Annotated in this window: 19 protein-coding genes; 6 read left to right on the plus strand and 13 right to left on the minus strand. The window is 53.8% G+C overall.

Annotation, left to right across the window (positions count from 1 at the left end; translation table 11 throughout):
* Positions 1-69: 69 nt before the first annotated feature.
* From soxA to ACIRQ6_RS11010, 6 genes are all read right to left on the minus strand, one after another.
* A complete protein-coding gene (soxA, locus tag ACIRQ6_RS10985; RefSeq protein WP_420860631.1) occupies positions 70-900 on the minus strand; it encodes a sulfur oxidation c-type cytochrome SoxA in 831 nt (276 codons plus the stop codon).
* A 34-nt stretch (positions 901-934) separates the two neighbouring features.
* Positions 935-1,264, minus strand: a complete 330-nt coding sequence (gene soxZ / locus ACIRQ6_RS10990; RefSeq protein WP_420860632.1) for a thiosulfate oxidation carrier complex protein SoxZ — start codon at positions 1,262-1,264, stop codon at positions 935-937.
* A 23-nt stretch (positions 1,265-1,287) separates the two neighbouring features.
* Positions 1,288-1,710, minus strand: coding sequence for a thiosulfate oxidation carrier protein SoxY (soxY, locus tag ACIRQ6_RS10995; protein WP_420860633.1), 423 nt, complete (start codon positions 1,708-1,710; stop codon positions 1,288-1,290).
* A gap of 21 nt (positions 1,711-1,731) precedes the next feature.
* The gene (soxX, locus tag ACIRQ6_RS11000) at positions 1,732-2,187 is read right to left on the minus strand and encodes a sulfur oxidation c-type cytochrome SoxX (protein ID WP_420860634.1); all 456 of its coding nucleotides are present in this window, start codon (positions 2,185-2,187) and stop codon (positions 1,732-1,734) included.
* 139 nt (positions 2,188-2,326) lie between these two features.
* Positions 2,327-2,887 (minus strand): thioredoxin family protein, encoded by a 561-nt coding sequence (locus tag ACIRQ6_RS11005; RefSeq protein WP_420860635.1) that lies wholly within the window; start codon positions 2,885-2,887, stop codon positions 2,327-2,329.
* A 17-nt stretch (positions 2,888-2,904) separates the two neighbouring features.
* Positions 2,905-3,645 carry a cytochrome c biogenesis CcdA family protein gene (locus ACIRQ6_RS11010; protein ID WP_420860636.1) on the minus strand — a complete coding sequence of 247 codons (741 nt, stop codon included), beginning with the start codon at positions 3,643-3,645 and terminating at the stop codon, positions 2,905-2,907.
* Positions 3,646-3,725: 80 nt separating this feature from the next.
* On the opposite strand from ACIRQ6_RS11010, the gene ACIRQ6_RS11015 reads away from it, so the two are divergent.
* The 5 genes from ACIRQ6_RS11015 to ACIRQ6_RS11035 all read left to right on the plus strand — a co-directional run bounded on the left by ACIRQ6_RS11015 (position 3,726) and on the right by ACIRQ6_RS11035 (position 10,797).
* Positions 3,726-4,091, plus strand: a complete 366-nt coding sequence (locus ACIRQ6_RS11015; RefSeq protein WP_420860637.1) for a hypothetical protein — start codon at positions 3,726-3,728, stop codon at positions 4,089-4,091.
* An 18-nt stretch (positions 4,092-4,109) separates the two neighbouring features.
* On the plus strand, positions 4,110-4,481 hold the full coding sequence (locus tag ACIRQ6_RS11020; protein ID WP_420860638.1) for an ArsR/SmtB family transcription factor: 372 nt from the start codon (positions 4,110-4,112) through the stop codon (positions 4,479-4,481).
* A 39-nt stretch (positions 4,482-4,520) separates the two neighbouring features.
* The gene (locus ACIRQ6_RS11025; RefSeq protein ID WP_420860639.1) at positions 4,521-5,573 is read left to right on the plus strand and encodes a YeeE/YedE family protein; all 1,053 of its coding nucleotides are present in this window, start codon (positions 4,521-4,523) and stop codon (positions 5,571-5,573) included.
* Positions 5,574-5,987: 414 nt separating this feature from the next.
* Positions 5,988-6,662 (plus strand): hypothetical protein, encoded by a 675-nt coding sequence (locus ACIRQ6_RS11030; protein WP_420860640.1) that lies wholly within the window; start codon positions 5,988-5,990, stop codon positions 6,660-6,662.
* Complete coding sequence (locus tag ACIRQ6_RS11035; RefSeq protein ID WP_420860641.1) at positions 6,643-10,797, plus strand: AHH domain-containing protein; 4,155 nt, start codon at positions 6,643-6,645, stop codon at positions 10,795-10,797. The genes ACIRQ6_RS11030 and ACIRQ6_RS11035 overlap by 20 nt, the downstream gene beginning before the upstream one ends.
* Before the next feature lie 110 nt (positions 10,798-10,907).
* On the opposite strand, the gene ACIRQ6_RS11040 is transcribed toward ACIRQ6_RS11035, so the two are convergent.
* The 3 genes from ACIRQ6_RS11040 to ACIRQ6_RS11050 form a co-directional block, all read right to left on the minus strand.
* Entirely contained in the window at positions 10,908-12,479 is a 1,572-nt protein-coding gene (locus ACIRQ6_RS11040; protein WP_420860642.1) for a sulfatase, read from the minus strand.
* Positions 12,476-14,407 (minus strand): TRAP transporter permease, encoded by a 1,932-nt coding sequence (locus ACIRQ6_RS11045; RefSeq protein ID WP_420860643.1) that lies wholly within the window; start codon positions 14,405-14,407, stop codon positions 12,476-12,478. Before ACIRQ6_RS11045 ends, ACIRQ6_RS11040 begins: the two co-directional genes overlap by 4 nt.
* Before the next feature lie 69 nt (positions 14,408-14,476).
* Positions 14,477-15,484: a TAXI family TRAP transporter solute-binding subunit gene (locus tag ACIRQ6_RS11050; RefSeq protein ID WP_420860644.1), complete on the minus strand. Its 1,008-nt coding sequence runs from the start codon at positions 15,482-15,484 to the stop codon at positions 14,477-14,479.
* Between the two features lie 87 nt (positions 15,485-15,571).
* Here ACIRQ6_RS11050 and ACIRQ6_RS11055 point away from each other — a divergent pair, with 87 nt between their 5' ends.
* Complete coding sequence (locus ACIRQ6_RS11055) at positions 15,572-16,483, plus strand: LysR family transcriptional regulator (protein WP_420860645.1); 912 nt, start codon at positions 15,572-15,574, stop codon at positions 16,481-16,483.
* A gap of 211 nt (positions 16,484-16,694) precedes the next feature.
* Here ACIRQ6_RS11055 and ACIRQ6_RS11060 read toward each other — a convergent pair whose 3' ends face one another.
* From ACIRQ6_RS11060 to ACIRQ6_RS11075, 4 genes are read right to left on the minus strand one after another with little or no spacing between them, the layout of a single operon-like run.
* Complete coding sequence (locus ACIRQ6_RS11060; RefSeq protein WP_420860646.1) at positions 16,695-17,339, minus strand: YidC/Oxa1 family membrane protein insertase; 645 nt, start codon at positions 17,337-17,339, stop codon at positions 16,695-16,697.
* 2 nt (positions 17,340-17,341) lie between these two features.
* Entirely contained in the window at positions 17,342-18,769 is a 1,428-nt protein-coding gene (locus tag ACIRQ6_RS11065) for a hypothetical protein (RefSeq protein ID WP_420860647.1), read from the minus strand.
* A 3-nt stretch (positions 18,770-18,772) separates the two neighbouring features.
* On the minus strand, positions 18,773-19,012 hold the full coding sequence (locus ACIRQ6_RS11070; RefSeq protein ID WP_420860648.1) for a hypothetical protein: 240 nt from the start codon (positions 19,010-19,012) through the stop codon (positions 18,773-18,775).
* Entirely contained in the window at positions 19,005-20,525 is a 1,521-nt protein-coding gene (locus ACIRQ6_RS11075) for a hypothetical protein (RefSeq protein WP_420860649.1), read from the minus strand. The genes ACIRQ6_RS11070 and ACIRQ6_RS11075 overlap by 8 nt, the downstream gene beginning before the upstream one ends.
* Positions 20,526-20,591 lie beyond the last annotated feature (66 nt).

A 20,591-nucleotide genomic window follows, 5' to 3' on the forward strand; every position in this document is an offset into this window, starting at 1 on the left:
TATTCGCATATTTGAATTTTATGAGGGCGAAAAACCCCGCGCAAACGCTGCACGGGGGTAACGCTGCTACTAGTTACGCACTGAAGGGGATTCGACCACGAGGCCTTCACCACGGGAGGCCAAGTACAGCTCAAGCGCTTTGAACTCTTCGCCGCCCTCTTTGTAAGGCGTTGCGCGAATGTTGCTCATGCAGCCCTTAAAGCGACCATGGATCGAGTTCAGCTTGGCGTTTTTCAAACGATAGGTTGGAAAGCCGTTGATCTGCCCCTGCGACAAGTGGTCGGCACGGATCATCACGCCGTAGTTGTCTTCGTGACAGTTCGAACAGGCCATATCCAACTGACCAACGCGGGTGTAATACAGCTCTTTGCCTTTCTCCCAGAAGGAGGCTGCATCGCCGTCAATCGCTACATTCATTGGCATGCCACGGGACTGAAGGCTAATCAAACCAGTCATCCCAGTCATATCGGCACCAGACCATTTCCATTCCTTGGCCCCCATGCGATCTGTGCGGCATTCGTTCACAAGATTTTCCATTGTGACCAGTTGACCGTCCTCGACGCGCGGCAACTGGGTGCGCAGCCCTGCAAATTCGGCCACATCGCTATGGCACGACGAACACGATTTGCCCTCGGATCCGTCTGCGGTGGCCCAAGTGTCAATTGCCGTATCCACAAAGATCATGCCCGGATTATCGAAATCATCCGTTTGCAAGGCTTGGGTTTCTGGCGACCGGAACCGCCAGCCGGAATACAACGTATCGACGTATTCCATGTGCGATGGCGCGGCGACCTCCGTAACCATGGCTTCGCCATCAACAGACAGCGATGAACTGTCTTGGGCGAAGCTGGTGCTGGCCATCCCGATTGCCGCCAGAGTCATCAGTGATTTAAATTGCATCCCTTTTCCCTCCCGTTGGTGATCTTGCGCCTTCTTAGGACACTTCGATCTTTTTGCTCGTGTCGTAGACGGACCCATCATCGTCATACCAAGTGAAAGCGAACTCACCGGATTCAGGGACAACTGCATCAAACTGGAAATACGGGTTTGTCGAAATCGCAGGCTCAAGTGTGACGTCGATCACATTCTGGCCGTTAAAATCCGCCGTGAACCGGTTGATGATCGAGCGCGGGATGATGTTGCCATCTCCATCCTTGCGCTGGCCGCTTTCCATTTTGTGGCTGATCAGGGTTTTGATTGTGATCGTCTCGCCAGCGGATGCTGTTTTTGGGACTTTGACGCGGGGTTTTACACCAGATGCCATGTTCGTTCTCCTCGAAATTCAGATTAGCCGCCGCAGCCGCCGATTGTTACTTTTACGTTTGCAGATGCGCGCTGGAATGTGCCGTCTTCCATCTTGGCAAGGGCCACAACGTTTTGCGTCTTGGCCAATCGGATACGGGTGGAGGCACTGCGCGACGCGCTGAGCGGGCCGAAGTTGAACGTGGCCACTGCAGGCACTGGGTTGCCGTCCGCAAACAAAGTGATTGCAACAGCACCGGGCGCGTCCACTTGGATCGGTACGGTGTTGCCGTTTTCAGCAATCTCAGGGGCAGTCAGGTTGATCGCGCCTTCGCCGACGTCAGAGCCACCAGTGATCACTGCAATCGCCTCATCAGTTAAGCTCGCAAAAGCAGGCAAACCCGTTAAGCTGGCAAAGGCCAACGTGCCCGATCCGATGGCAAGAATTTTGCGCCGTGTAAGTTCCATTTTAGTCTCCATTTTCCAGCGTCACTCTTCTTTGAGCGTCAAAAGATAGGCCACAACGTCCTCGACCTGCTGGGCCGAGAGGATTGTTTTGCCTGCAAATTTATCAAGGGGGCGCTCGTATCCTGTGTCGATATAGAACGCGGGCATGATCGACCCTTCAAACACCATTTTTGAGTTCGTCACGATTGCGCGCAACTCTGCTTCTGTCCAGCGGTCGGCCACACCATCCATGGTAGGCCCAACTTCACCGTGAAAGCTTTGTTCGGACAAATCTTCGTTCATGTGACACGCCAAACAGTTACCCTGCTTGCGGTTGGCAAAGACCTTGCGACCATTGGCAGCATCCCCTGCTTGGTCCGTTAGGGCCGTGGTCACAGCACCATCTACATAGGCCACATCCATTGGCTTTACGCCATCAGCCTGAGCCACGGTTACGCTAAGAGCCACGGCAAAGGCCGCTTCAAAAATGTATTTCATGTGTCCTCCCGGAGGCGATTCCAACCCGCCTTTGTTGGTACACTAAGGCACACAAACAGAATGACGCAATAACAAATTCAACAAACTGAATTTTTCTATTTGTCTGCAAGTGCAGCATTCTGCGAAACTTTATGAGGCATCAACCCTTTTGTTCCGCGAATTTTCTGGCGTGATATTTTTGGAAAGGTTCATCGCCTTCGTAGCCCTTTTCGACCACCCAAGTGAGCATGTTCAATGTCGTCCAACGCCCGAATGCACCAGGCATATTGGCAACGGCTGCTTGCGGGGCCATGCTGCCTTCTGTGACCTCTTCACCAAAGAAATAAATGCTGGGCGTAAACAAGGCGCCCCACCGTTTGGCCATGTCTTTTTCGGGCAACGCTGTGCCGTCAAAATCCGTCACTTCAATGTCGCCAAACATGTTGATTTGAACCACGAAAAAGTTGTCTTCAATGTACTGTTCTATCTCTGGGACAACAAAAACTTCTTCGTGCATTTTCTTGCAATAAATGCAGCCGCGCTGTTCGAGGATGACCATCAGCCGCTTGCCCTCGGCGGTGGCCTCTTCCAGATCTTCGCTGAGGTCTTTAAACGTATCGCGCATCCAATCGGCTTTGTGCAAACCGTCATCGCCGACCTCTGCAAACGCTAGGGTAGCGGTAAAGATTGCTGCAAACACAGCGGATAAAAGTCTCATCATTGTTGGTCTCCTCCCGACTAACCGATGGTGCTGAACCACGGAATGTTTTCCAGCATCCATTGGGCAATAATGTTGATAGAATTGGTGGCAATCAGGAGCGCGAACAGGATCAAAAATGCGCCCATGACCTTTTCGATTGTTCCAAGATGTCGCCTGAAACGCGCCATCCAACCCATGAAGGGACCGATAAACAAAGCGGCCCCTATAAACGGCAAGGTCATCCCCGCCCCATAGGCGAAAAGCAACGCCGCCCCCTGCCCGGCTGTTTCTTGCCCCGCAGCAGTGAACAAGATTGCAGCCAGCACAGGGCCCACGCAGGGGGTCCATCCAAACGCAAAAGCAAGGCCAATGACATAGGCCCCAAAGTATCCCACGTTGCTTGTGGATCCTGTGTCCGCCCGAAATTGGCGGTAAAGCACTCCAATCTTAAGTACGCCAAGAAAATGCAGGCCCATGGCGAAAATGATCCCTGCTGCAACCCAGCGCAGGATGTCAAAGTATTCGCGCACCATCTGGCCAAAAACTGTGGCGGTGGCCCCCAACCCCATAAAAACTGTGATAACGCCCAGCGCAAAGCAACATGCCGCAAGAAAGGCGCGCAGCTTTACATCTTTTGGGACCTGCGCATCGGCCGAGATTTGGTTCATCCCCACCCCAGCCAGATAACTGAGGTAGAACGGCACGATGGGCAGTATGCATGGCGACAAAAAAGACAGCAAACCTGCCAGAACCGCGCCTAAAAATGAGACGTCAAACATTTGCCGCGGCCCTTTGCCTTGAGATATTCAAATATTAGATTATGTTGGGATTATCAATTCGTCAATCAAAGGTGCCACTTATGGTGCTCAAATCCTTGGCCCTATCCGCCTGCCTCTTGGCCCCCCTACCGTCTGTCGCGGACAGCATTTTGCTGATGGCCGAAGAGGATGGATGCTATTGGTGCGCGAAATGGAACACAGAAATTGGGCACATCTACCCCAAAACGGCCGAGGGTCAAGCCGCCCCCCTCCAGCGCTATGACCTGCATCACGATACCCCAAACGTCAGGTTCAAACAGCGCGTTCATTTCACTCCAACTTTCATCTTAGTCGAAGATGGACAAGAGGTTGGCCGGATCGAAGGTTACCCTGGTGAGGACTTTTTCTGGGGCCTGTTGTCGATGATGTTTCAGCAGGCTGATATTGACTTGGAACAAGCGAGCTAATTGGCTATGACGCTTCACATGACAACCTCATCCGACACATCCCACGACGCTCCGTCGAAACTCCCTGTCTTTAGCCCGGATATGTGCGCCAAAGACATGGAAAAGATGATGGAGAATGCACAGCGGGCTTCTAACTTTCTTAAGGCTATCAGCCATGACGGTCGGCTTATGATTTTGTGTCATTTGGCATCCGGCGAAAAGTCGGTCACAGAACTGGAAGAACTACTGTCCGCGCGCCAAGCTGCGGTATCACAACAGTTGACCCGCCTACGCCTAGAAGGCCTCGTCACACCCCGCCGCGATGGCAAAGCAATCTACTATAGCTTGACAGATGACCGCCCCAAGCAAATTATAGAAGTCGTCTACGACTTGTTTTGCAAAGAAGACTAGGCGCCAACCTTTCCGGTTGGGTGATCGGGGGGATCAAACGTGTTGGAGTATTTCGGCGAAGCAAATTCTGCCGCTCTTTTCGGATTGGCCGGCGGCATTGCCTTGGGTCTGGCCGCGCGGATCGGACGTTTTTGCACGTTGGGGGCGATTGAGGACCTTCTTTACGGCGGTGATGACAGACGCCTTAGAATGTGGGGCATTGCGATTGGTGTGGCCATTATCGGCGTCCATTTTGCAACCGCTCTAGGCAATTTTGATTTGGGCGAAACGGCCTACTTGGACCGTGTCTGGAACCCGTTGGGCACAGTTATTGGCGGTCTGATGTTTGGCTACGGCATGGCGCTCAGCGGGAACTGCGGGTATGGCGCGCTGGCGCGGTTGGGCGGTGGCGACATTCGATCTTTCCTCATTGTGATCGTGATGGGCCTGTCCGCTTATTTCGTGATGTCCGGCCCGCTCGCCCATTTGCGCGTTTCCGTGTTTCCAGTGCAAACCGACGCAGACACCGTTCAAGGGCTCAGCCAACTGGCCTCTCAATTCGGCATATCCCCTGCCATTACTGGATTTACCGTGGGTGGCATTCTAATCTTGTTCGCCCTTACCAACAAAGCCATGCTGCGTGCGCCGGGCCATGTTTTCTGGGGTGCCGTGGTGGGCCTTTCTATCGCGTCAGGCTGGCTGGGCACCTACTGGATCGCAACGACCGGATTCGAGGCAGAGCCTATCGAGACCCACTCCTTTGCGGCCCCCATTGGCGACACGATTTACTACACAATGACGGCCTCAGGGAACGCCTTGTCCTTTAGCGTGGGATCGGTTTTTGGCGTCGTAATTGGTGCTATCTTGGGCTCTTATTCCAAAGGGCACTTCCGCTGGGAGGCCTGCGAAGACCCGCGGGAACTGCGCCGACAACTCTTTGGTGCGGCCCTCATGGGACCCGGTGCGATCCTTGCTGTGGGGTGTAGCGTGGGCCAAGGCATCTCGGCCTTTTCAGTGCTTGCTTTCAGCGCACCAGTAGCCTTTTTGTCGATCTTTCTGGGGGCCGCCTTTGGTCTAAAGCAATTGATCGTTGGTTTTTCACCAGCAGAATAATGGCCACCCAATCAGCGTCTAATAACGCTTTTGGAGGCAAAGGCCAACCACAGCGATATCCCCAAAGTCTACCCGACAGAATCGCTGCCGTAAAAAGTGTTTGGCAAAATCAGGCTCCATAAAGAAATTCGCAGCCGTACTAGCCAAATTCCGAAAATAAGGAACTTTATCAAATACTTACCGCTTGGTACGCAACACCAGAAAAATTCCCCTATAAGTTGACCTGAACATGAGCGCCAAATAAGGTTAACGCAAATGGCCACTCGGTTGTTTCGAGATGGCACGTAAAAGAGTAATTGGTTAAACATGTCAGATAACGGCGATATCTGGATCAGCCCCGAGGACTATGTCCCACCGGAGCCAGGTCCAAAAGACCCCCTCTTTCCGCTTGTTCAAAAAAAGGCGGGGTTTTACATGCCCCTCTCTTGGTCGGCGCATTTCGACCTGTTTCCAAGCCTCGCCAAGGGAATTGATCCTGACCGTGAGTCCTTGCCCCGCCCCACTGATTTTCCAGTTGGCGAACGTGGGGAAATCTCCCTGCCCTCGCCCTTGGATGAAAACTTTATCTTTTGCCATCTGACCCTTGCCCCAGATGAGGTGGCCAAAGGCTTTAACCGATATTCCGTAAGAGCGGATTACTTTGACAACTTGCCAGACTTTCTAAGCCCGAAGATTGGCATGCAGTGCAGCGCTGCAATGAAAGCCCATTTGGAAACAGAATTTCCAGATGCTGCTTACTTCCATCCACTGGAATTGACCCATGCGGAAACCGGCCAAACGGCCCCCGCCCCCTACTACACGATTGTGCCAAGGTATTACCTTTATACCAAGGCAGTTCTGCGCAAGCGGCACGATTTGCCTCGCGCGCCGGGTGACTGTTCTATCCCGCAACATGTCACTCATATCCACGCCATTGACGGCGCTATGGAACATTTTTCCCAAGTGCCAATTTTAGACGGCATTGGGTTCAGTCGGGACGTTTTTGTTTCTCTCAAAAGGGCCGGGTTCACCGGTCTTGATGAAGTTGAATTTGGTAAAGAGTACTCTGATGAGAAGGACACAATAGGACATGCCTACAGTAAATCTTGATCGCGACGACGGATCCCTCGTCACGCGCATGAACCAAGGAACCCAGACCAATTTGAATTGGGTTCAAGATCTTTATGGCACAGGCAATTCGCAAGGCCACCACCTCATTCCTGTCAACGGTCTGCCCGATAATTTCATCGCGCGCATTGGCGAGATTGCGACCGAAGCTAACATCGCATTTGATATCAACGATGCCTCCAACGGGGTCTATTTGCCCACAGAAAACAGCGTGGGTCAGGTCAATGGGCGCTTTGCCGCACAACACCGCGGTCCACATAACGGCTACAGCGACTTTGTTTCAGACAGCCTTGAAAAGATCATTCAAGAGTACGACGACAGTATAGCTGAAATTGGCAAACCCGCTGCAGCGGCAAAGGTTTTCTCGGATGTTGATAACCTCAAGGCGTTTTTGGCCGACGGTTTGATCACTGATAACCCACGCAAACTACTGTTTATCCTCAACAATAACGACACGTTGCTACAGCAACAGATCGATGGCACGCGCTACAGTAACATCGATGCCGAAGAATTCACACGGACGCAAACAGCAGATATCGTCAACAAGTTGGACTATACCAACAAGCCGATCATCACAGTTCCCGACAATGCCCCCTACCGTCTGGAAATCACTCAGATCGATGGGCCAAAGGTCACGGTTGAGAACTTTAAACTGGGCTTGACCGCACGCTTTTTGACCAAAATTCAGGACGTCAACGTGCCCGATGGCGCAGGTGGAACATCCGTCCTCATCCTTGCCGCAACCTTGGGATTGATGATCCCAAGCACGGCCAAAGCCGCACAAGACGCAGGCTACGATACGTCCTTCTCAGGCATTCAGGACTGGGTGGAAAATTCCAACTTGGCCAGCCTGTTCGAGAACTTTGACTTCTCGGGCATAGCCCAGTCTTTGGCGATTGAAGCTGCCGTGGAAGTTGTCGCACGTCTGATCGGCGGTCCGATTTCCATCGCGTACAATATCTACGACATTGTTCAAAACTGGTCAGCCCTGCGCGGCGCGGTCGATTTCTCGGCCGAGATTTATGGCACGGACAGTGTGATCGGTCAGATCGATGGCACGCTTGACCGCCTTGAGGCGCGGTTCAGCAGCTGGTTCGGCAATGAGTTCGAGGCCAGACCGCGCGAAGAACTCACCTTGGATGAAATTCAACGTATTGAATTAATTGATGAATTGGTCGCGGACGGTCGTATTGACCTGATCCCATCTGATGATCTTCAGGAAATCCTGTCGCTGCAGGGGATCAACCCGACCACACCATTCGACCAACTTTCGGCATCCCAGCGCAGCGAAGCGGTTCTTGCCTATTTCAACACTCGTGATGAGGATGACATCAGCGCCGATGCACGCGATTTGATCGAGGCCACACTGGCTGAAAATTGCTTTGTCGCTGGCACCCAAATCGAGATGTTTGATGGAACAAGCAAGCCCATCGAAGACATCCAAATCGGCGATAGTGTTGCCAGTTTTGATGAGGCAGGTGCCCGTGTTCCTGGCTATGTCGACAAACTCTTTAGCAACGTCACTGACGCGCTTATCCGTCTGGAAATGGCAGGTGGCGAAAGCCTGATTGTGACCCCCGGCCACCGGTTTATGACGGCCTCGGGTGATTACCTTGAGTTGGAAAAAATCCTGCGGCTTCATGGTGATAGTGCTGTTTTGGTCAACGCCCAAGGCGACCTTGTGTCCGCCACGGCCGAGCGCCTCGAGTTTACAACGCAAACGGCACATCTGTTTGAAACGGCCGAGCGTGGTGCGATTGTTGTGGACGGAAACACATTGACCAAACCGGCCACTGAATTGGGGTGGAAGACCTATAACTTTGAGGTCGCACAGGTGCACAACTATGTTGCGGGCTCCATTCGGGTGCACAACGACTCGATCCTGACGCAGCTGGCCTTTGGCGATGAGTTGCTTTCCGTCAATGCAGACCTGACCACCGCTGCGATTTTGCGGGATATGAATGACGATGGCGTTGCGGATTTTGTGATCCTTGATGGCTATCGTGATCCCCTTTCGGGCAGTTTCAACACGCAGGTACAACGCGTGCTCACCAAGGTCTGGAACCCTGCGGACGGTGATCTGTCCACGCTCTTTGCGGACGAGTTTGGCGCAAGCTACGTGGATGCACAGGCCGTGCGTGACAATGTCTTTGATCCCGGAAATGGAAGCAATTGGGGCGACTTTGGCGCCAACGGCCTTCCCGTTGATGATATCGAAGAGATGTTCTGGGACGACATTGCCAATTCCAGTCTTAGCGGCACAGATCGTGCAGAAATTGACGCGCTCTACTCTGTGACGCCTATCTTGAACGGGACTGTAGTCACGCCACCTAATCTTGATAACATCACCGATGAAGTGTCTTTGTTGTTGGAATTTGCGGCACTGACTGACGCGTTCAACGCCCTTGGCCCCGTCCCTGTGACATACAATCTGAGCAATGGGGATGCTGTTGAACCGCCCTTCCAACCGTCCAGTAGTGCAGCCACAATTGCGTTCCTTTTGGGGGCTGATCTCAGTTATGAGCTTGTTGAGGCACAAACAATCGACGGTCCTTTTGGCCCGATCGAAGTCCTCCCTGCGGTGACCCTCGGTAGCTTCCTCGCAACTGCTGTGGACGATCAAAGTCAGTTCGATGTTGTCTTTGGCAACGGGATCACACCTGCGGATGTGAGCCAAGCCCAAGATGGCGATAACTTGGTTCTGACCATCGACACCGGAAACGGTGCCCCCGGAACACTGACGCTGGAAGGGGTTTACGCCGATGGCAACACCGACGAGCTTGCCTCCGTCGTCTATGCAGATGGTACCACGCAAGTCCTCAGCGATATCCCTGTCACACTCACTGGTGACGGGATCGTTTCAGGTACGGATGCAAATGACACCATCGATGCCGCTTACACTGACGTAGATGGCGATGTGGTCAGTGACGGCGACGATAGCCTTGTGGCAGGTCTTGGGGACGATACCATGGCCGCCGGTGCAGGTAACGACATCTATAACGGTGGTGACGGCACAGATACTGTGCTTCTTGACGGGGCAAACACGGCTTTTGTTTATGCCCATGACGGCACTGCTCTGACAGTGACGGACAGTGATCCTGCAACCGGGGTCGATGAAGGCACTGACACGCTTATCGATGTGGAAAATCTGACCTTCTCGAATGGTTTCACAGCGACCATTGCCGTGTCAGACCGGACAACGATCAACACGCAATCCGACGCCGGTCTTCTTGTATCGCAAATGGTTCTGGATAGCTCAGGGACATTTGCATGGTCTGACTACACGACCACATATGGGCCAGATGGCACCACCCGCACCGACACCATCGTTAATTACGATGATGGGCGCATTGCGGATCGCGATTATGATGCAGCCGGTGTGCGCACGTCCCAAACAGTGACAGACGTCGAAAACGCCTACGCGTGGTCAGACTATACGACCACTTACGGGCCTGATGGGACAACTCGCACTGACACAGTCGTCAATTACGACGACGGTCGTGTTCAGGATCGCGACTACGACGCGGCTGGTGTGCGCACGACGCAGACGTTAACGGATGTTGAAAATGCCTATGCTTGGTCGGACTACACCACAACCTATGGCCCAGATGGCACCACGCGCACCGACACAATCGTCAATTACGACGACGGTCGTGTTCAGGATCGCGACTATGACGCCGCTGGTGTGCGCACCTCGCAGACGGTCACAGATGTTGAAAATGCCTATGCTTGGTCGGACTACACCACAACCTATGGCCCAGACGGCACCACGCGCACCGATACAATCGTTATCTACGACGATGGCCGCGTTCAGGATCGCGACTATGACGCCGCTGGTGTGCGCACCTCGCAAACAGTGACCGACGTGGAAGACGCTTTTGCGTTTACTGACTACACGACCACATTTGCAGCAGACGGCACCACGCGTACCGATGTGATCATCAACTACGATGATGGTCGGGTATTGGATCGGGACTTTGACGCGGAGGGTCTTAGGACATCGCAGACCATGACCGATGTAGAGGATGCCTATTCCTGGGCCAGCTACACACAGACCTTTGATGCGCAGGGCAATTTGATCGAGACGGTCTATGTAGATGACACGCCGATTGGCTAAGATGTCATTCTAAAGAAAAGGCGCGCCGCAACGATTGTGGCGCGCCTTTTTGTTTTTGCAGTCCAGATGATCCGTCTTCCGATCCGGCCTGCTCCGCCTCAGTGACTTTGTCACGCGCGGTAGGCAGGCAATGGGGATCGATCCTGAAGCCAGATTATACGACGTAGCATTAATTCAGTGAGCTCACGCCGCGCAGTCTGTCCGGCGGGTTTGTCATACAGGTTTTCGATCTCACCGGGATCTGACGTTAAATGATAAAGCTCATGCCACTCTTCGCCCTCGCGCAAGGACATGCGATATTGATCTGTCACAATGGTTCTGACCCGTTGCGGGCGATCAAAACCAGTCATCGTACGCTGACTGTCCTCTTCAATGATCACAGCTTCTGGCGGCTCGGTTGAATGCAGGTCCCGCCCCTGAATACCGTTATAAGGCTGGACTCCAGCCCGGGCCAAAATCGTCGCCGCAATATCGATGGAGGAACCCAAGCCCTGCTCGACTTGCCCACCTGTTGGCGATGTCGGGTCGTGCCAGATAAACGGCACGCGGGTGATGCCTTGATAGTGTAACAGCAGTTTCAGCATCAGCCCATGATCACCCATGTAGTCGCCGTGATCGGATGTGAAAATCACGATGGTGTCTTCGGCAAGGCCCAGATCCTCTAATCGTTTTAAAACCCTCCCAATGGCATCGTCGATCATCGTGATCATGCCGTAGGTCAGCGCAATGATTGATCGGGCCTCGTCTTGGGTTACCGCAAATGGGTTTTGATTGTCGCGGGGATCGGTGCCGTTTTCCATCGCGTCTTGCATCGCTTTGATCGGGGGCAAGTGGCCTTTCCCAAACGTCTCGGGCAGCTCGATTTCTTGAGGATCATACATATTCCAGTAACGACCGGGTGGTGTGAACGGATGGTGAGGGTCGGGAAAGGACATCTGTAGAAAAAACGGGGCGTCCTCTCCTGCACGCTCGGCCAGCCAAGCTTCACTGCGATCCGCAATCCAATTTGTTGAATAAAGATCCTCCGGAACCGCCGTACGCCAAGCCTGCGGCGCATTAATGCGCTCGTCAGGCAAAGCATTGTCGGGACCAACCAACTGATCAAAGTCCGCCCGTTGTCCGCGCGCCCACAAAGCGTAATCTCCCGATGCTTGGTCTGCGTGATCTGCGGCGATCTCAACATGGTCAAACCCATAGAAATCCCCATCAATTCGGTCAGCCAGTGGCCGGTCCCATTTTGGCAGGACCTCAAGGTCGTATTCGGGCGTCTGACGGTTGTTCTTTTTTGCGTCTCGAAGGTGCGGGCTGGGGGTGTGCAGCCCCTCTGCAGGCTCAAACTGATTGGTCGCGGGCAGACCCGTGAAACTCTGCAAATGGGACTTGCCGATCAGTCCTGTGCGATAGCCCGCATCCCGCAGCAATTCGACAAAGGTTGTGTGATCCTTAGACAAAGGAATGCCGTTGTGCCGCGCGCCGTGGGCCGAACTCATGCGCCCCGTCATAATCGAGGCACGGTTTGGCATGCAAATGGGATTGGCCACATAGAACCTATCCCAGCGCGTCCCCTTGGCTGCAATCGCATCGATGTTTGGGGTCTTAACCGTTTTATTCCCGGCACATCCCAAATGATCAGCGCGGTGCTGGTCGGTTATAATGAACAGAAAGTTTGGGCGATTGGTCATGGTTGTGCGCCCAGACTTTGGGATCGGTTGCGCGCAATTCGAACATCCCACGCGATTAGGCCCACGCCGACCAAAATTGCGGGCACATGGATCAACGGATCTGGCACCAGCATCGTAAAGGCCACAACAAACCTGGCAGCGATCTCGGGAATCGTCAGTTTGCGGCGGTCATATGCGGACAACGCAGATGAAAAGAGCCAAATACAAAAGCACGTTCTGGCAACGATCCAAATAAACGGTAGCAAGCTGAATTCCTCGATAATCAGAATGGTTGGATAAAAGGCAAAGACAAACGGAATGATGAACTTTGCCATGCCCAGCCGAAACGACATAAAGGCTGTCATCAGCGGGTTTGCCCCCGCGATTGGCGCCGCTGCGTAGGCCGCAATCGCCACGGGCGGTGTGAGGGAAGACGCCACACCGTAATAGAACACGAACATATGTGCCGTCAGCATCGAGACACCCAGAGCTTGGATCGCGGGGCCCATCACCAGAATAATGATCAGATAGGCCGGCAGTGTTGGCATACCCATGCCCAAAACCAGTGCCCCGATCATTGCGACCAATAGGGCAGAAAACAGGCTCTCGCCCCTGATCTCGGCAATCACATTGGCCAGCTTCAGCCCCAGCCCGGTTGAATCCAGCGATCCCACCAGAATGCCAATCGCTGCAATGGCGATCAGCAGTGAGGCCCCAGATTGCGCGCCCTTCAAGAAGGATCGCCAAATCCGAAGCGGATCGGCGCGCACATCAGGATTGATGACAGACAAAACCAATAGGACAACAACTGCATAGAACCCCGCCGCAGATGTGGAAAACCCAGCGATCAACGAACCGACTATTGTGATGATCGGCCCCAGAAAGAGAACCGAATTGATCAGATCAACTTTGGTGATCCGGTCATCCACGGACATGGGTTGGACTTCGATCCCCTGCCTGCGGGATTCTACAGTGACGGCAGCAAACAGGCTGAAATAGTAAAACAGTGCCGGAATTAGGGCGGCCACGATGATGTTCAGATAGCCAACGCCTGTTAGGTCGGCCATGACCAAAGCGGCCGCTCCCATTATGGGCGGCATAATCTGACCACCTGATGAGGCAGTCGCCTCTATGCCTGCTGCGAACGTCGGCGAAAACCCACGTTTCTTGATCATCGGTATCGTGAAGGTGCCTGTCCCCACAATGTTAGCAACCGTGGACCCTGACATGGTTCCGAACATAGACGAGGCCAGAATAGCCGCGTGGGCAGGCCCGCCGCGTGTCCGGCGCGTGGCAAGGAAAGCGAACTTCAACAATGTGTCGCCCGCGCCTGTTCCCTCCAACAAAACACCGAAGACAATAAAGATAAAGACCGTGGACAGAACGATATTGGTGATCGAGCCAAAGACACCCTTGTTGGTGTTGTACCAAAGCGCCTCGGCGACCTCCTTTAGGGAAAAGCCAGTGTGCGCCATGATGCCTGGCAGATCTTGACCATAGAGTAGATAAAGCACCCCAAAGGCGCCGACGCCAAACAGGCCCCACCCCCACAGCCTGCGGCACAGCTCGAGAAACACGATCAATCCCGCCAAAGCTGGCCACGCATCAGCTTGGGTCACGTCATAGAGAGCGGTTTCCATCTGGGATTGAACAAAGAAAAACGCCCATATGGCCCACAAACCGGCGCATAACATCACCACGTCCATCACCAGATGCGCAGTCGCCATTGGGCCCGTTGGGGCACCTTTTGCAGTTCGACGGCTCCGCGAGGCCGCAATCCCCACAACCAACGCCAAGGCAAAGCCCGCCGCCCGGTGGAATTTGGGCTCTACAAGGCCAATACCCGAGCTGTAAAGCGCGATCGCTCCAAGCGCAAAACACGCAAGCGTAGACACGAGCAGATAAAGCCTGTCTAGGCCGCTGGGCGAAGTGGTCGTCGCTGCGGTCATCTCAACAGTCCTGTTCAGAGTTTAAAAATAGCGGAGGACCACAAACGCAGCCCTCCAGCGGGTCAAGATTTAGGGGCGCAGGCCTTCCGGGATCACGATACCAGCTTCGTCATAGTACTTGGCTGCACCAGGATGAACCGGCACGTTCACGGATGTGAACGCAGTTTCTGCAGTGACTTCTTTCAGGAAGAAGGCCGTTGCATGAACGTCATCGAGGTTTTCCCAGAACGCTTTGGTAGCATTATAGACGACGTCGTCAGCCACGCCTGAATGGGTGCCAACAAACTGCGTGAAGCCTAGCGCGGTGATTTGACCGTCCGTCAGTTGGCCTTTGTAGACGTCGCCGTCAAACTGAAGCATCCCGCGACCCGGGCGTCCAAACAGCGCTTGCATCGCCTCAGAGCCTACGACCTCGGTAGGGATAGACAGCACGCGGAATTCACCAGAAAGTCCAAACTGTTCGATCTTGGACGAGCCGATTTCAGCCGGACGCACCATCATATCGATTTTGTTATCTGCAAGGGCCGCATAGCCTTCGCCCCAACTTAGGCGCACTGCTTTGTAGTCCTTGCCTGCCTCATAGCCTGTGATGATTTTGATCAACGCCTCAGACGTGGCAGAGGCTGACCCAGCGGGCGGGCCGGTAAAGACTGTTTTGCCCTTTAGATCCTCCCAGGTTTCGATGCCCGAGCCTGCCAATGTTACCGGATGATAGGCCCCCGCCTTGAAACCGAGGATCGAACGCAATTCGCCTGCGGCTGCTGGCGCATCTTCTACCTTTTCGTACATGCGCTTCTGGCCCTTCATCAGGTTCACCAGCGAAGGCACAGTTGAGAAAAAGTCGATCTCTTGCCGCCCGCCCTTCAACATGGATTTGGTCAATGTTTGACCTGCATTAACCTGAATTTCGACGCCAGCCTTTCCAGCCTGATTGGCAAAAGTCACAAACATAGTGTGAACCGGATCACCAACACCGGCTGTCTCGCCTTTAAAGATATCGGCCACAGCCATTGCAGGTGCAAGAGCCGTTGTGGCCAAAACCACAGCCGCAGCTGCGACGTGCTTAAACATAAACATGATTTCCTCCCTGAATTCCGAGTAAGCCTAGCAGAGAAGTTTCATTTGATATAATCAAACATTCGATAACTCACATAAAGAATTGCTATGAAACTTGACCCAAAGCATCTTGCTCAACTCTCGGTCATTGTCGAAGCAGGATCATACCAGACAGCCGCAGATAGGCTTGGTGTGACGCAACCTGCGCTCAGTCGAAACATGAAAGCCCTCGAGGAACGGCTTGGGGCGGCTTTGTTCAATCGTGATGGCAGAAAATCCGTACCGAATGCCTTGGGTCTTAGGTTGGCGCGCAATGGCCAGTCCATTCGATTGGCCGAAGAACAGGCCAGCGTGTTGGCCAAACAATCCGCACAAGGGGCCGTAGGCGAGCTGCGGATTGGCGCCCCACCCATCGTCGCCGGTCGATTTCTGAGCAGTGCGACCGCGCGTTTCATCCGCGAAAATCCAAATTGTGTTGTCGAGATGCGCACAGGGCTGGTCCACGAATTGCGCACCATGTTGGAACTGGGACAGGTTGATCTGGTGTTGGGGCCGCGCAGTCTTGCCGACCCGTCTGATGGTCTTGCCTTCGCGCCACTGATCGACGATCGTGTCGGAATTCTATGTCGAACCGGGCATCCTTTGACCTTGCGAAGACAAGTCATGCCGTCGGATTTGGAAGCGCAGGTTTGGTTAGCGCACTCGCGCGGCAGCCTTTTACGGCAACAAACTGAGGCTGCGATGATGGCCTCTGGCGTGAAATCAATGCATATCGTGTGCGAAACGGACTCGATCCGGTCCGTTCTTGAAATCGTATCGGACACAAACCTGATCACGACTATGCCAAGGGCTACAACCGCCTCTTACCTTGAGGATCGCCTGGTTTTTCTGGATTTTGACCATCCCCAATTTCATCGCCCCTTGGGGTCGATCCGGCGATCTGGGGCTTCGGCAAATCCGATTGAAGAGCGATTTTTAGCAGCACTGACAAAATCCGACGGTGGATCCGGCACGCTATAATTTAAGGGTGCAATGTCATGTTGGCTTGCCAATCTTTTTGGCAGCTGACGAAAAACGTCTTCTGCTCGCGCAGGCAGAACACCTTTTGTCACCTCCACAATGGGTTCAAAGCGGACCTCGGATGCGTCGCTGCATACTGTAATGGAATGGCCGCCTGTGCGCAAAGCAGCCCGCCAAAATGTCCCGGTGTTCTGGCTGGGTATAAGCGGTCTCAGGGCGCTTTGCGCAAAAACGCAGACCCGGCCGCAATGATGTTGCTGCACAGCCAATATAAAACCAGCCCGGACGGCAAGCCATAGATCAGGACCAGCAGGATCAGCGCAATCGCAACGAACCGCTTAGTGGCAGAAGATCCTGCGCCGTAGCGAAAGATCGCATCCACAATTGTCACACCGGTCACAACAAGCGGCAGGACATTGATCCCGAACAACAAAGCATCGGGTGCTCCAAGATCTGGGACAAACAGAAATGGCAGGCCGCCCAATTGCTCTGGGCTCAGAACGATAATGGCCGCAATAAAGACCGGCAGCATGATAAAGAGGCTGGCGCTCAGGCCGATGCTCTGGATCGGGTGATAGCCGTGTTTGTCGTAAATCTTCTCGGTTGCATTAAAGCGCGCTTCGCCTTTCAGCGCAGGATCCAGAAGCTTCATATCGGCCGTGACTTTCTGGGTTTTGCCCAGAATGCGCTGCTCGGTGCGTCCAGCGTAGGTGCGCAGGGGCGTCATCGCCAGTGCCACAGCTCCGCTAAGCAGCATAATAGCAAAACCCATCGAGCCTGTCAGAGCGAAAAACAGGGACAGACCAGTATCGAGAACCCAGACAAAGGGAAACAGGATGATCTCGACTATATACAAGATCACCCCTTCGGCTTCAGCATGAAGATTTCCCGATCCCCGTCCTTGAGCGGTTGGCGATCCACAATGTCAAAGAGTGGGGCCAGCTCGGCCTCGAACTGCGTGATATTATAATCGTGATATTGCTCTTTTTTGTTGGTCAGCAGTTTGACGACCATCTCGTCACTGCGGTTCACAAACTCGATGATCACTTGGCTACCCAAAGAGTGTAGCCATTTGAGGAACATCACGTTGGGAATGTTTGAGGAGATACGCACGTGATGGATCAACGCCAGTGCAATCACCAGCCCCGGCTTAGTGCGCTGGTCAAAGGCGGCCCGTTCTGAGCCGCCCCAGCCCTGACTGGGAGAGATATTGGCGAGATTGAGCACCAGTGGCAGGATGTTCGAAGTGTCCTGCTCAGTTTCCCGCAGATAGAGCTGTTCGATGGCATTGTGATCGCCATCAACCGAGATCACCTGATCAGCGGTTTCAGCACACAGCCGCGAAAACGTACCGGTATTGCAGCCGATGTCCCAGACATGACCGAAATTCTGCGAAGAGGCATGTTTTTGCACAAAGGCCTTTTTGGCCTGAAAGTCAGCATCTTCATAGGAATGGGTCTTGTCGTATTGAGACCAGTCGGTGTGGGTGATGGGGGATTTCAACGAGCGTACGAGACGGCGCAGACTTTGCACCAGACCGATGACCATCGCATCGCTTTGCTTACCTGCGTCCCGCTTTTTGGCGGGCGCCCGGTCACGCTCGCGCGATAGAATCGCGTTTTCGACCCGGGCCGGCAACAGGATGTGGCTGAGCACGCCTTTCTTTAGGCGGGCCAAACCTCGGAAGAATTTGGCTGCTTCAGTAGGCGGGATGCCATCGATATAGGAGCGCAAAAGCGGCAGGTGATCCATATTCAGATGCGCCTTGAGCAACAAAGGCGTGAGGAACATCGAGCAGAACTGCCGGTAGCCGACCCATGGCTCGCCTGCAACGCGGGGCTCATAGGAAGGGATGTCGATAAACACAGGGCGGGCCGAAATGAATTGGATGTTGAAGGGGGTTGCATCCTTCATGGTCCAACCTTCTTCCAGCGCGGCTTCGATCAGGCTGAGCTGCAGCAGCGCTGCATCCTTCAGCATCGAGAAACTCCACTCATAAGGGTAGCTGACAAAAGGGACTTCGGCATGTTCCAGAACGCCGGCCCAGCCATCCCTTAAGATCTGTGCGGCATCCGGATCCTCAGCATTCAGAAGATCGGTTTTGACAACCCAACCGCGACTTTGGGCTTTCTGGTAAAAGCCCTGCTCTTGAAGGGACAGAAAATTCTGCAAGGCATCCGCATTGATGCCGCGCAGAATGCGCGTCGTACCGTCCTTGCTCAGAGCATAGACTTTGTTCACAGGGTCACGGAAGGATCCTGCCACTGGCGTTGCTGCTGCACTCATGGCTTAGTCTTTGTCGCTGAAGCGGTCTGCATCTGCCGAGGCATCACCCTTACGGAACATGCGGCGCAGCTTGTAGAAATATCGGCGAAATGTGTATCCGATGGCCGCAAACAGCCCAAGGATCGTGGTCACAATCACACTGCCAGAACCGGGATCGACATAGGCATAGGCAGGCGCAACGCTTAGCATCAGCACCATGGTGCCAACTACCAAAGCATCCATAATGGGTGCAGAATTATTCATAAATGTAGTCCTCAAAACGTCCCAAAAGCTTGGTTGAAGGGGTTGTATAGATCGCATCCCTCGGGTTCAACCTGCGAGATGCCTCCTGTCCGCCGGAAAGACAGCGCAAGATCATATGCGTCACATCCGACACAGTGACATAGACATCCGAGTAAGGCGTCTCGAACGACTGGGCGCAACGATCCTTGGGATAGACGCCGCCAAAGACGCCGTGCCGATCCTGAATGTAGAAGGTCTCGTTACCCTCAAACTCCAGATCCCGCGACAGCCAGGGCCCATGATCACCCATGATGTAAAGAATGCCTGTTGGATCTTCGGTCTTGATGAAGTCAACAAGATCGTTGAGCCACTGTTCGGTCTTCAAAGAACTTTCCAGATAGAACGCCTTATACTCTTCGATGTCAGTAGCGCGCTTATAGTTAAAGGAGGCACTGGTATGCCCGGGCGAGTAAATGTAGGCCGCAAAGACATTAGGTATATCGCTGGCCAGCCTGCCCCGCATTTCCGAAAGCAAAAAATCCAACGGGCTGAGTTTTTCCGCTGGCCCCTCACCCGGCAGCCCCTTCACCAGTGGCGCTGCTTTGCAGTAGCTGAAGAAGGACAGGGCCTGCTGATGGGGGCTGAGGAACTCGCACACGCCCAGCTCGGCCCTGTTGATCAGATACTGATCGACATGGGGCCCTTTCTCCTTGCCGAAGTAATGTGAGTTATACAGCGTGTTGGTTTGATAGCCATTGTGTTTGAAGATCTCGAACAAAGGACTGGGCTCGATGCCCTGGAACAGCAGCTTGTAGGCGCGTTTAGGTTCTTTGCTACGGAAATAGGCATCATCCAAAGCCACCAGCCTGTTCAAGGCCGGGCGCGAGGGAACGCGCTCTGCAAAGAAGTTCTCGAAACGGCGAAACTGTGCCAGTGGCGCATGATAGGGTGCCGCCTCGATGCCCATGTATTTACGCGTCAGAACCTTGGGCTGCAGAGAGTCAAACGCGATCAAATAGACGTTGGGCCGCTCCTCGAAGGTGAGCAGGCGGATATTTTCCGCGCTGGTCTGATCAGTCTGTCGCTGGGACATCTGTGCCAGCACGGTCACAGGGCTGTTCAGGGCAAACTGGACAGGAATATAGACGAGGGTCAGCAAGCCTACCATTCCAAGCAAGGGCCAGCCCAATTTGTGATATTCGGCAAAGGCGTTCAGCAAGGTAAAAAATACAAAGCCGATAACTGCAAGCATAGCCACCATGATCCACCATTGTGCAGTGATCAGCGCCTCGTTGAAGATGAGGTTTGCAGAGTAGATATTAAGCGCGGCACACAGGGACAAAAACAGGCTTTGGACCGTGGCGACCCTGTTTAAAAGTATGGCAATCAGCGTCTGCAAACCCAGTGCTACAAGCACACAAAGTGCAACACCTAGTCTATCCACGCTCGAGAACTGATCGGCGGAATTGACGAACGTGACCGCCAGCGGAAAAAGCGTGACAAGTGCCAGCGCCGTGACTTTCTTTAAAAACATCGCCCACCCCTATTCAGTGTCTGAACGTCGCTGTGCGTCAAGCGGTTGTCAAGTTAACACCATTCA

The organism is Algirhabdus cladophorae (assembly GCF_044772865.1).
Taxonomy (GTDB): Bacteria; Pseudomonadota; Alphaproteobacteria; order Rhodobacterales; family Rhodobacteraceae; genus Algirhabdus; species Algirhabdus cladophorae.

Excerpts from the sequence above, each read along its gene's own strand:
- soxX (WP_420860634.1), bottom strand. The coding sequence starts at position 2,187 with ATGAAATACATTTTTGAAGCGGCCTTTGCCGTGGCTCTTAGCGTAACC.
- ACIRQ6_RS11040 (WP_420860642.1), bottom strand. The coding sequence starts at position 12,479 with ATGACCAATCGCCCAAACTTTCTGTTCATTATAACCGACCAGCACCGC.
- ACIRQ6_RS11075 (WP_420860649.1), bottom strand. The coding sequence starts at position 20,525 with ATGTTTTTAAAGAAAGTCACGGCGCTGGCACTTGTCACGCTTTTTCCG.
- ACIRQ6_RS11010 (WP_420860636.1), bottom strand. The coding sequence starts at position 3,645 with ATGTTTGACGTCTCATTTTTAGGCGCGGTTCTGGCAGGTTTGCTGTCT.
- ACIRQ6_RS11020 (WP_420860638.1), top strand. The coding sequence starts at position 4,110 with ATGACAACCTCATCCGACACATCCCACGACGCTCCGTCGAAACTCCCT.
- ACIRQ6_RS11065 (WP_420860647.1), bottom strand. The coding sequence starts at position 18,769 with ATGAGTGCAGCAGCAACGCCAGTGGCAGGATCCTTCCGTGACCCTGTG.
- ACIRQ6_RS11035 (WP_420860641.1), top strand. The coding sequence starts at position 6,643 with ATGCCTACAGTAAATCTTGATCGCGACGACGGATCCCTCGTCACGCGC.
- soxY (WP_420860633.1), bottom strand. The coding sequence starts at position 1,710 with ATGGAACTTACACGGCGCAAAATTCTTGCCATCGGATCGGGCACGTTG.
- ACIRQ6_RS11015 (WP_420860637.1), top strand. The coding sequence starts at position 3,726 with ATGGTGCTCAAATCCTTGGCCCTATCCGCCTGCCTCTTGGCCCCCCTA.
- ACIRQ6_RS11045 (WP_420860643.1), bottom strand. The coding sequence starts at position 14,407 with ATGACCGCAGCGACGACCACTTCGCCCAGCGGCCTAGACAGGCTTTAT.
- soxA (WP_420860631.1), bottom strand. The coding sequence starts at position 900 with ATGCAATTTAAATCACTGATGACTCTGGCGGCAATCGGGATGGCCAGC.
- soxZ (WP_420860632.1), bottom strand. The coding sequence starts at position 1,264 with ATGGCATCTGGTGTAAAACCCCGCGTCAAAGTCCCAAAAACAGCATCC.
- ACIRQ6_RS11050 (WP_420860644.1), bottom strand. The coding sequence starts at position 15,484 with ATGTTTATGTTTAAGCACGTCGCAGCTGCGGCTGTGGTTTTGGCCACA.
- ACIRQ6_RS11070 (WP_420860648.1), bottom strand. The coding sequence starts at position 19,012 with ATGAATAATTCTGCACCCATTATGGATGCTTTGGTAGTTGGCACCATG.
- ACIRQ6_RS11055 (WP_420860645.1), top strand. The coding sequence starts at position 15,572 with ATGAAACTTGACCCAAAGCATCTTGCTCAACTCTCGGTCATTGTCGAA.
- ACIRQ6_RS11030 (WP_420860640.1), top strand. The coding sequence starts at position 5,988 with ATGCCCCTCTCTTGGTCGGCGCATTTCGACCTGTTTCCAAGCCTCGCC.
- ACIRQ6_RS11005 (WP_420860635.1), bottom strand. The coding sequence starts at position 2,887 with ATGATGAGACTTTTATCCGCTGTGTTTGCAGCAATCTTTACCGCTACC.